Source organism: Hydrogenibacillus schlegelii (genome assembly GCF_001653195.1).
Lineage (GTDB): Bacteria > Bacillota > Bacilli > Thermicanales > DSM-22653 > Hydrogenibacillus > Hydrogenibacillus schlegelii.
On sequence record NZ_JXBB01000029.1, the window covers coordinates 1 to 10,774 of the forward strand.

A 10,774-nucleotide genomic window follows, 5' to 3' on the forward strand; every position below is an offset into this window, starting at 1 on the left:
AGAGTCATCAAGTGCGAATGCGGCTGGACCTGCGACAGGGACGTTAATGCCGCCATGGTCATCTTGAGAAAAGGGCTTGGCCTGAGCCCCGATCGGGCCGTAGGGCTGGACCGGCCCGAACTCAAGCCCCCGGAGAAGAAGGCCGCTGCACGGATTTTGGGGGCGAGCCCCTATATCCGTGTAAGCTTTCTTCAATGAAAGGGGAAGCCCGCCCTTTCAAGGGTGGGAGGAGGTCACGATGAGAACATCTGCGACGCTTTTGAGGAGGGGCGCGGTTGATCGGATCGGTCGCCTTCGTTCGGCGGGTGCGGGACGTCGCCCTGGAGGGCGTCCGGGCCGGCGGCCGGACGATGGTCGAGCTTGCGAAGCTCGTTTTTCCGCTGACGGTGCTCGTCTCGCTTTTGCGGGAGGCGCCATTTTTACCCCGGTTGGCCGAATGGCTGGCGCCGGCGATGCATCCCCTGGGGCTTTCCGGTGAGGCGGCGCTCGTGCTCGTCCTCGGCAACGTGCTGAATCTGTACGCCGCGATCGGGGCGATGCTCGGACTCCCTCTCTCGGCGAAAGAAGCGTTCATCCTGGCGGTGATGCTCGGCTTTTCCCACAATCTGCTCGTCGAGACGGCGGTCGTCGTCCGGCTCGGGATGCGGGCGATCTGGGCGATCGGCCTGAGGATCGGTCTGGCGATTTTGAGCGCCCTGGTGCTGGCGCACCTCTGGCCGGACGAAATGGGCCGGGCGGCGGGAAAGGGAGCGACGGGAGAAGGGCTGACGGAAGCGGCGGCCGTCCGGGCAGCCGCCGGTACCGTCGAAGAGGCGTCGCTCGCCGCGGCAGAAACCGCCGCTTCCCCCTCATCCGCCGATGTCCGGAGCGCGTCGGCGGTCGGCCCTGGCGGGGCGGCGGCGCGGCTGGGGGCGGCGCTTCAGACGGGCGTCCACGGTCTCGTCCAGATGGCGCTCATCGTCTTTCCGCTCATGGTCGGCGTCGAGACGCTCAAGGCCGTCGGGGCGATCGACCGGCTGTCCCGGGGGATGGGGCCGTTTCTCCGCTGGATCGGCCTTTCAGAGCGGGCGGCGGTGACGTTTTTGGCCGGGCTTTTGTTCGGCCTCCAGTACGGGGCGGGCCTCATGCTCGAAAGCGCCCGGAAGGCCCGGTTTTCCCGGCAGGAGGTGATGATCCTCGTCACGTTTCTTTCGGCCAGCCACGCCGTGGTCGAAGATACGCTCCTGTTTGTGCCGGTCGGGGTGTCGCCGTGGGCGCTGTTTGCCTTCCGGACGGCGGTGGCGATCGCCCTCGCGGCGGCGCTGGCCCGGATCTGGATTCGCCCGCGGCGGGCCGAGGCGGCGGACGGTCGGCCAACCGGCCCCGGATGAGCGGCATGAGGCGGACCGGCTGTGACCGTCAGAGGCGTTGGGGAGCCGCCGGCCCGGCCCGTTTTGGCGCTTTGAGGCCGGGGACCGGGCACCGGTAGAGGCGCTCTGAGGCCGGCGGTCCGGTATCGATGCATATGATGCATATATTGCGAAACGATCGGCCGTATCTTGAGCGGCCGGAAAACGGGAGGAGAGTGCGATGATCGAACGGACGTCGCCGGAGGCGCTTCGGGAGCAGCATGCGGCGTACGTGTTTGCCAACGTGGCGACGTACTACGACGAGCCGCTCGTCCTCGTCCGGGGGGAGGGGGCGACCGTCTGGGACGCCGACGGCCGGTCGTACCTCGATGCGTTCGGCGGCATCCTCACGGTGCTGCTCGGCCATGCCCACCCGGCGGTGACGGAGCGGGTGAAGGCGCAGGTGGAGCGGCTCGTACACACGTCGACGCTGTACGTGAACGAGCCGATGGTGACGCTCTCGGCGCGCCTCGCCGAGGTGACGCCCGGGGCGCTCAAGCGGAGTTTTTTTACGAACAGCGGGACGGAAGCGAACGAAACGGCCCTTCTCGTGGCGCGGCTTTACACGGGGCGGGAGGCGGTGCTCGCCCTCCGGCACAGTTACCACGGCCGGTCGGCGCTCACCCTTTCGGCCGGGGGACAGGGGGCGTACAAGGCCGGCGGGTCGCTCCCCGGCGTTTATCACCTGGCGAGCCCTTACTGTTACCGCTGCCCGTTCGGCCTGACGTACCCGGCGTGCGACCTCCGCTGCGCGAAAGACGCGGAAGAGGTCATCCTCACCGCCGCCGGCGGCGAGGTCGCCGCCTTCATCGCCGAGCCGTTCCAGGGCGTGGGCGGGTTCATCACCCCGCCGCCGGAATATTTCAAAGAAGTCGTCGCCATCGTTCGGCGGTACGGCGGGATTTTTATCGCCGATGAGGTTCAGACGGGCTGGGGCCGGACGGGGCGATATCTTTGGGGCATCGAGCACTGGGACGTCGTGCCGGAGGTGATGACGTCGGCGAAGGGGATGGCGAACGGGTTTCCGATCGGCTGGACGATCGCGACGGAGGAGGTGGCGGCCGCTTTCACGAAGGCGACGATTTCGACCTTCGGCGGCAATCCCGTCTCGACGGCGGCGGCGCTGGCGGTGCTGGACGTCGTGAAGGCGGAAAATCTGCCGGAAAACGCCGAACGGGTCGGGGAGGCACTTCAGGACGGCCTTCGGGCGCTTCAGGACCTTTATCCGGCGATCGGCGACGTCCGCGGGAAGGGGCTCATGGTCGGCGTGGAGCTCGTCCACGGCGGAAAACGCCCGGCGCCGGATCTTCTTCGGCGCTGGATGGAGGCGGCCCGGAAGCGGGGGCTTCTCATCGGAAAAGGCGGCCTCTACGGAAACGTCGCCCGGATCGCGCCGCCGATCACGATCGGCCGGAGCGAGGCGGAGGAGATCGTCCGGATTTTGAAGGCGGCGATGGAAGACGTGATGCCGTACTGGGAGAGGGACGCATGAGGGGAAACGGGGGGATCCTCACGCCCTTGATCAGGGGACAACGAGCTTCCGGGCGATCGTCTTCGATCGGGAAGGGCGGGCGCTCGGCGCCGGCCGGCGGCCGATCCGGCAGCATGATCCCCGGCCGGGCCGGGGGGAGCACGACTCGGCGGTTCCGGCGGGGAAGTGCGTCCTCGGGGGTGGGAGCCGGGGCGCGGCTTCAAGGGCGACGAAGGGCCGGCGTGCTTTGCGCCGGCGGCAGATCGGGGAGGGCTCGGAATGGCGGTCATGGGCATCGACCTCGGGACGTCCGGGGTGCGGGCGCTCATCGTCGGCGAGGACGGGAGGCCGCTCGCCGAAGGTCGGGCGCCGCTTTCGTCTCCGAACCGTCCGATGCCGGGCCGGATGGAGCAGCCGGCGGAAGCGTGGTGGCCGCAGGTGGAACGGGCGGTGCGGCAGGCGCTTCAGGCGTACCGCGCCGATGGGGCGGGCCGAGCGCCGACCGGAGGCGGCCGGGCGGCGCCGGGCGCCGGGCCAAAGACGCAGACGGGTTCGGAGATGGTGCGCGCCGGGATGGCGGGCCGGGCGCGTCCGGAACTTCGGGCGCTTTCGGTGACCGGGACGTCGGGGACGGTCGTGTTTCTCGGTCGAGACGGCCGGCCGCTTCGACCGGCGATCCTTTACGGGGATCTCCGGGCCGTTCGGGAAGCGGCGGAGGTGGATGCGGCCGGCCGGTCGCTCTGGCGGCGTCTCGGGTATCGCATGACGCCGGCGTTTGCCCTGCCGAAGGTGCTGTGGGTGAAGCGCCATGAGCCGGCGGTCTGGAAAGAGACGGCGCGGGTGGTCCACGCGGCGGACTATGTCGTCGGCCTTTTGACCGGCGAAGCCGGGGTGACGAGCGAATCGGACGCCCTCAAGATGGGCTTCGATCTCCTCGAGCGGCGGTGGCCGTCGGAGGTGCTCACGGCCCTCGGCATCGATCCGGCGCGGCTGCCGCGGGTCGTCCCTTCGGGGACGGTCCTCGGCGCGATCGGACGGTGGGCGGCGGAACGGACGGGGCTTCCGGTCGGGCTTCCGGTCGTGGCCGGGATGACCGACGGCGCGACGTCGCAGCTTGCCGCCGGCGCCGCCGAGCCGGGGGCGTGGGCGAGCGTCATCGGTTCAACCCTCGTCGTCAAAGGAGTCACGCGGTCGCTCCTTGCCGATCCGGACGGCGGGGTGTATGCTCACCGGCACCCGGACGGCTGGTGGATGCCCGGCGGGGCGAGCAACGCCGGCGGGCAGGCGCTCGTCGAACGGTTCGGAGCCCGTCGGCTGGAGCGGCTCAGCCGTCTGGTCCGGTTTCCGTCGCCGTACCTCGTCTATCCGCTCGCCGGTCGGGGGGAGCGGTTTCCGTTTCTCGCGCCGGCGGCCGAGGGGTTTGTCGTGCCGGCGGCAGATCCGACCGGCCGTTCGGGCGCCTCCTCCGGTCCGACGAGCGCGCCGGCGGCCGAAGCGGCGAACGGGGCGAGCGGGGAGCCGGGGGAGCGGGAGGCGGCGGCGCTTTTCGCCGGTTATCTCGAGGGGATGGGGTACATCGAGCGGCTCGCTCTGGAACGGCTTTTGTCCCTCGGCGCGGTGATCGAGGGGCCGATCCGGGTCGCCGGCGGCACCGCCCGGAACCGGGCCTGGCTCAGGGTGCGGGCGAGCATTTTGAACCGCCCCCTCTGGGTTCCGGCGGTGCCGGAGGCGGCTTACGGCGCCGCGATTCTTGCCGGTGCCTATGTTTTGCGGCAAAGCGTCGCCGAGACGGTCGGGGCCTGGGTCCGGCCGGTCGAGGTGATCGAGCCGGATCCGGACCGGGCTTCCCTTTACGAGGCGCGCTACCGGCGGTTCGTCGAGGCGCTCCGGACACGGGGGTTTTTGCCGGATTCATTGTTACAGCCTAAGGATGCATGATTTTTCAGTCCCAGGAGGCAGAAATGTCGATGGCCGAAATGTCGTGGGAAATTCGCGGCGTGCAGGTCGTCCTCCCGGATCGCCTGATCCCGAACGGCATCATCCGGACGCGGGGAGAGCGCATCGTCTTCGTCGGAGAGGCGGACGGCGCGGAAGACGGCGCGGCGGCCGAGAACGGTGTTTCGGGCGGCGATCTTCCCGAGGAAGCTTGGTCCGCCGACGGAGCTTCTTCTTCCGCAGAAGAGCGACCGCGGGTGATCGACGCACGGGCCCTCGGGCCGGATCTCGTCGCGATTCCGGGCATGATCGACCTCCACGTTCACGGGGCGGACGGCGCGGACGTGATGGACGGGACGCCCGAAGCGCTCCGGATGATCGCCCGGGCGCTGCTTCGGGAGGGGACGACGGCCTTTTGCGCGACGACGATGTCGGCGTCGGAGGAACGGCTCGTCCGGGCGCTTCGAAACGTCGCGGCGTCCTTCGATGCGGCTCCGGCTTCGGCGGCGTCGGCGTTTTCCTCGCAGGGGGGAGCCCAGGCGGACGGCCGGGCTCCGGAAGCCATCGAGCAGGCGGGCGACCGCGCTCCTGAAGCCATCGAGCAGGCAGGCGACCGCGCGGCGGAGGCCGGCGCCGCCCTCCTCGGCGTTCACCTGGAAGGTCCCTTTCTTCATCCGGCCCGCGCCGGCGCCCATCCGGTCGAGGCGCTTCGGGCGCCGGCGCTTGCGGCGTTTCGCCGGCTGAACGAGGCCGCCGGCGGGCGGATCCGCCTCATCACCATGGCGCCGGAGCTTCCCGGGGCTTTGGAGCTCATCCCGGAACTCGTCCGGGAGGGGGTGGTCGTCTCCGTCGGCCATACGGACGCCGACTACGAGACGGTCGTCGCCGCCGCCGATCGCGGCGCGCGGCACATCACCCACGTCTTCAACGCGATGCGGCCGCTCCATCACCGGGCGCCGGGCGCCCTCGGCGCGGCGCTCGTCGATGATCGTCTGACGGTCGAGCTGATCGCGGACGGGGTGCACGTCCATCCGGCGCTGTTTCGGCTCGTGTTTCGGGCCAAGGGGACGGAGCGGGTCGTCCTCATCACCGACGGCATCCGGGCGAAAGGGCGACCGGACGGCGTCTACGAGCTCGGCGGCCGGGAAGTGACGGTGCGCTGCGGCCGGGCGACGCTTGCGGACGGGACGCTCGCCGGGAGCGTCCTTCGGATGAACGAGGCGCTCAAACATCTCGTCGACGCCGGCATTCCGCTTGTGGAGGCGGTCCGGGCGGCGACGCTCAACCCGGCCCGGGCGCTCGGCCTCGACGGGGAACGGGGCGCGCTTTTGCCGGGCCGGCTGGCCGACGTCGTGCTGCTCGATGCGTCGTTTGCGGTGCGGATGGTGTGGGTGCGGGGGCGGCTTGCGCATATCCGGGAGGAGGAAGCCGGTAAAGAAGCTGAAAAGGACGGAGCAGCTGGTAAGAGGCGATCGCTTTTTGTTCCGTTGAGGTCTCCCCTTACCGAACGTTGATCAACATTGGATCGCCCCTGTGTTCCGTTTGTACCGCCCCATTGACGAACGGCAGTGCACCGAACGGCTGAGGGTTCGGCAGCAGGGAGAGCGCGCTTCTTTTCGGCCGCCCGGTAAACGCGCTTCGGCCGACCGGCAATCACGTCGACGTGATGCTCATTTTGCTCAAGGCGGGACCTCGGTGCGGGTGGCTGATGCGTTAACATGAGCGATGCATTAAAATTGAAGGCAAGGTGTCCGTAAACGGTTGAGGAGTGCCTTGAGAAATGGACGCATGGCGTGCGCTTTTCGGTCGCTTGACGTCGGGGCGAAGGCGGCGCGCGAAGCGGAGCCGTTTGCGGATCGCGCTTTTGACGCTGGCCCTTCTCTTTTTGATCCCCGAAGGGCTGGTGATCGGCTTTCCGTTCTGGTCGAAGCCCGCCTCCGCCGACGTCATCATCGTCCTCGGCGCCAACGTCGACGCTCGCGGGCCGAAGCCGTTCTATCGGGCGCGGTTGGATGAGGCCGTGCGGCTGTATGAGGCCGGCTACGCTCCGGTGATCATCACCACCGGGGGACAGGGGCCGACGGAGCCGATTTCGGAGGGCATCGCCGGGCGCGACTATTTGATCGCCCGCGGCGTTCCGCCGGAGGCGATCGTGGCGGAGACGTCATCGACGTCGACGTTGGAAAATCTCATCCACGCCCGCCGCATCATGGCCGAGCGCGGCGACGCGACGGCGATCATCGTCTCCAACCGCTTTCATCTCTTTCGCGCCATGCTGCTCGCCCGCTTCGCGGAGGTTGAAGCGTCGTACGCGGGGGTTTTCGTCGGCGAATACTGGCCGGAGGAAATCGTCGGCCATCTTCGGGAGGTCCCGGCGATCTACTTCAATGCGCTGCGCGGTCTTTGGAGGCTGTATGACGCCGGTTGACGATCGATGATCGGGGGATGCCGGGAGGACATGGGGATGCCAGGACAATGAAACTCTTTGAAGTGTTGCCGGAGCTCTTTTTTTCGCCGCTTTCCGGTCCGAACAAGCACATCTACGCCGAGGCGGCGCTCCTTCTCTTCGAGGAGTCGCGGAAAGCGCGGTTCGGCATTCCGCTCGAGGCGCTCCGCGACTCGTTTCAAGAACTGTTTGAGTCATGGATCGAACAGGGCTTAAGCGGCGCGCTGGACGAATTCGACGAAGAAGCGAACGAAGGCGCTCCGGAGACGCCGAAAAGTTCGGTAACGAACCCTTCGGGCACGCCCGAAAACCTTTTGGGCATGACCGAAGATGCGCGTCAGAAGGCGAACGCGCTCATCCGCCGTCTGGCGGAAATCGGCTGGATCGACATCGAGACGCGGGAGTCGTTCCGCGATTACGTCGTCCTGCCCGCCTACACGAACCGCTTTTTGGCGCTCCTGAACGAACTTGCGGATCCCAAGGCGATCGAATATCAGCGCTTTGCCTTCGCCACGTACGGCGTGCTCACCGGCGAGGAAGCCAGACGCCGCCCGGCGCTCGCCGTCCGCGAAGCGCGGGAGATAACGCTTTCCTTTGAACGGGAGCTTTTGACGCTCTATCAGAACATGAAGCACCACATGGAAACGGTCGTAAAGCAGTCGTCGCTGGGAGACGTGCTCGCCCACCATTTTGAGGTGTACCAAAGCGAGATCATCGACAAAAGCTATCATCGCTTGAAGACGTCCGACCACGTCTCCCGCTATCGGCTGCAGATCTTAAATACCGTTCGGGAGTGGCGCCTCGACGCCGAGCGGATGGAGCAGACGATCCGAAACGGTCTGGAAGAGAAATTTTACGCTTCGCGGGAAGAGGCCGAGCGGGATCTTGTATCGGCGCTCGATACGATCGAATCGGTCTACAACGACATGGACGAGATTCTTTATCAGATCGATTTGCGGCATCATCAATACGTGCGGGCCTCCTACGATCGGGCGCGATACTTAAGCCGCCAGCACGGCGGGCTCGATCAGGCGCTGGCGCAAATCCTGGACGCCCTGGCCCGGGCGCCGGAAGGGGGCGTCTTCGGGGCGTCTTCGGAGGACGAACCGGCGTTGGCGCCGGAAGGCGCGTCGGCGCGTGCGCCGGAAGACGTCCCGGGGAGCGCTCCGGAAGGCGCGTCGGCGGTGTCGCTGCCTTCGCTGTTTCCCTTCAGACGCGCGGAAGCGGCCGTTCCGGATTCGCTCATGACGCCCAGAAAACGCGCCCGTGCGCATCAGATGGCGCCGCCCGTCGTTTCGCCCGTCCCGGACGCGCTTCGGCAGGCGGTTCAGGCCGAGTACAGGAAACGTCTTGAGGCGGCCATCACGCGGGCCGAAGTCGAGGCCGCCGTCCGGGAGCGTCTCGGTTCGCGTCAGGCGATGGAGCTCGCCGAATGGGCGCCGGAACGCCCGGAGGAAGCGCTCCTTTTGCTATACCTTTATGTTTACGGCCAAGACGGCGGTTCGTCTTTTCTTCTGGAGCGGATCGAACCGCGGGAGATGGTCGCGTCCGGACCGTATACGTTCGCCAACCACCGGCTCGTTCTCCGGCGAGGGGGGCGGGAAGGCGACGCGCGTTCATGATGAAGCCGAAGAAGACCGCGACTTCAGAAAGAGGGACAAGCCGTGTTTGAGGAAGCGCTCGGCGAACGCGAAAGGGAACGGTTGAGCGAAATGATCAACCGGTTGATCGCGGTGAATTTTCTCGTACGGGACAAGGAGCGCGAACGGTATGCGATCATTCGCCGCGAGCGCGATCGGCTGGAACGATTTTTTCGTTTCCTCGGCTGGGATTTCATCATCGACGAAAGCCACGAGGTCGTCTTCGTCGCGCCGCCGGGCGCGGCGCTAAGGCGGAATTTCAATCGGGAGGAGACGATCTGGCTCCTCATCCTGCGGCTCATCTACGAAGAAAAACGGCATGCCTTATCGCTTTCCCGTCAGCCGGTCGTGACCCTCGCCGAGATTCGCGCCAAGTATGAGACGTTTCGCCTGCCGCTTCCCGGGCGGACGGCGCTCGAGCGGCTCGTTCGCCTGGTGCGCGGTTACCAGCTTTTAGATCCCCTCGACGGCGAGGGCCTTACCGACGACAGCCGGTATGTGCTGCACCACACGTGGCTGTATGCGGTCGACACGCAGGAGATTCTCGCCCTTCAGGAAAAAATCGCCCGCTTTGCCCAATCGACGGATCGGGAGGGCGAACCCGGCGAAGGCGACGACGAAGACGCGGCGGATCGCGCGGAAAGACGATAGACGATATCGGGTCTGGGGGTCGTAGGTGTTGAAGTGGCTCACCGCCCTCCGTTTGATCAACTGGCATTATTTTGACGACGAAACGTTGACCTTCGGCCGAAGGACGCTCATCACCGGCAAAAACGCGACCGGCAAGTCGACGATCATCGATGCGCTTCAGGTGCTCTTCATCGCCGATCAGCGCCAAATCCGTTTCAATGCCGCCGCCCACGAAGACGCCAAGCGCAAGATGATCGACTATCTGCGGGGCAAAGTGAGCGATGAGGACCGGCATGCGCTTCGAGACGGCGATTTTACGACCTACATCGTCGCCGAATTTGACGATACGGACAAGGCGGAGCCGTTCGTCGTCGGCGCCGTGATCGACGTGTTTGCGGATGAACAATACGAGACCGAGTATTTCATCCTGGCGGAAACGCGTCTTCAAGAACTCTCCTTTCTTGAGGCAAGCGGCGCGCTCAGAAACCGCGAGTCCTTCCGTCGCGCGCACATGGGATTCGGCGGACGGCGGGTCATATTCGAACGGAACAAGGACGAATACCGCAGGCAACTCTTAACCCGCCTGGGGAGTCTCCGCGATCGCTTTTTCAATGTCTTCTCCAGGGCGATTGCCTTTCAACCGATCCGCAGTGTGCGCGATTTCGTCGAACAGTATTTGTTGGAACCGAAACCGCTGAAAATCGATCTGCTTCGGGAAAACTTCCAGCTCTATGAACGCTACCGGCACGAGCTCGAGGGGCTGGAAGCGCGTCAAAAAGCGCTCCGTTCCATCCGCGGGACGTACAGGGAGTATGAAAAATGGCACCGGACGGCCATCGAACAAGACTATGTCGTCCGCGAACTGAGGCGGTTTTTGGCCGAAGCGGACTGGAAGGCGCATCAGGAACGGCTGGAGAAGCTTCGCGCGGCGCATGAAGAGGCGATCGAACGACAAAGGCAGGCGGAAGAAGGCGAAAGGCGGGCCCGGGAAGCGGCCGAGGCGGCTTACGAGCGGTGGAAGGGCCATGAAGCGGGCGTGCGCCTTAAGGCGCTGGAGGAGAAGATCGCCGCGCTTCGCCGGACGCTTGAGGAAAAAGAGAGGACCTATCAAGCGCTTCTTCACGGGTTGGACGATCTGATCAAGTCCAGTATCATGTGTAAATTGCCCTCTTCGGCGAATGAAAGGACAGGTCACTCAGGCATTCACAACGTGCAGCATGGCCGGCTCAGTGGATTTCTGTTGTTCCTTCTTCCACTGCCAATA

General features: G+C 66.1%; 9 protein-coding genes and 1 pseudogene. All 10 read left to right on the forward strand.

The genetic code is table 11. From position 1 onward, the window contains the following. A partial coding sequence (locus SA87_RS13760; RefSeq protein WP_211264204.1) for a transposase occupies nucleotides 1-198 on the forward strand: 198 nt, incomplete at its 5' end. 77 nt (nucleotides 199-275) lie between these two features. Continuing rightward, nucleotides 276-1,370 carry a nucleoside recognition domain-containing protein gene (locus SA87_RS08290; RefSeq protein WP_066441334.1) on the forward strand — a complete coding sequence of 365 codons (1,095 nt, stop codon included), beginning with the start codon at nucleotides 276-278 and terminating at the stop codon, nucleotides 1,368-1,370. A 199-nt stretch (nucleotides 1,371-1,569) separates the two neighbouring features. Then, the gene (locus SA87_RS08295) at nucleotides 1,570-2,880 is read left to right on the forward strand and encodes an aspartate aminotransferase family protein (RefSeq protein WP_066201950.1); all 1,311 of its coding nucleotides are present in this window, start codon (nucleotides 1,570-1,572) and stop codon (nucleotides 2,878-2,880) included. A 34-nt stretch (nucleotides 2,881-2,914) separates the two neighbouring features. Continuing rightward, nucleotides 2,915-3,016, forward strand: a pseudogene (locus SA87_RS14265) (hypothetical protein); the annotation flags it as partial. Nucleotides 3,017-3,138: 122 nt separating this feature from the next. Beyond that, a complete protein-coding gene (locus SA87_RS08300; protein WP_066201952.1) occupies nucleotides 3,139-4,797 on the forward strand; it encodes an FGGY-family carbohydrate kinase in 1,659 nt (552 codons plus the stop codon). 29 nt (nucleotides 4,798-4,826) lie between these two features. Then, nucleotides 4,827-6,308 carry an N-acetylglucosamine-6-phosphate deacetylase gene (gene nagA, locus SA87_RS08305; protein ID WP_169793265.1) on the forward strand — a complete coding sequence of 494 codons (1,482 nt, stop codon included), beginning with the start codon at nucleotides 4,827-4,829 and terminating at the stop codon, nucleotides 6,306-6,308. A gap of 266 nt (nucleotides 6,309-6,574) precedes the next feature. Beyond that, nucleotides 6,575-7,222 carry a YdcF family protein gene (locus SA87_RS08310; protein WP_066441330.1) on the forward strand — a complete coding sequence of 216 codons (648 nt, stop codon included), beginning with the start codon at nucleotides 6,575-6,577 and terminating at the stop codon, nucleotides 7,220-7,222. A 47-nt stretch (nucleotides 7,223-7,269) separates the two neighbouring features. After that, complete coding sequence (locus SA87_RS08315; protein ID WP_066201956.1) at nucleotides 7,270-8,862, forward strand: Wadjet anti-phage system protein JetA family protein; 1,593 nt, start codon at nucleotides 7,270-7,272, stop codon at nucleotides 8,860-8,862. A 42-nt stretch (nucleotides 8,863-8,904) separates the two neighbouring features. Beyond that, nucleotides 8,905-9,531 (forward strand): DUF4194 domain-containing protein, encoded by a 627-nt coding sequence (locus SA87_RS08320; protein WP_245637687.1) that lies wholly within the window; start codon nucleotides 8,905-8,907, stop codon nucleotides 9,529-9,531. 25 nt (nucleotides 9,532-9,556) lie between these two features. Next, nucleotides 9,557-10,774, forward strand: a 1,218-nt coding sequence (locus SA87_RS08325) for an ATP-binding protein (RefSeq protein WP_156516517.1), incomplete at its 3' end; no start/stop codon positions are given.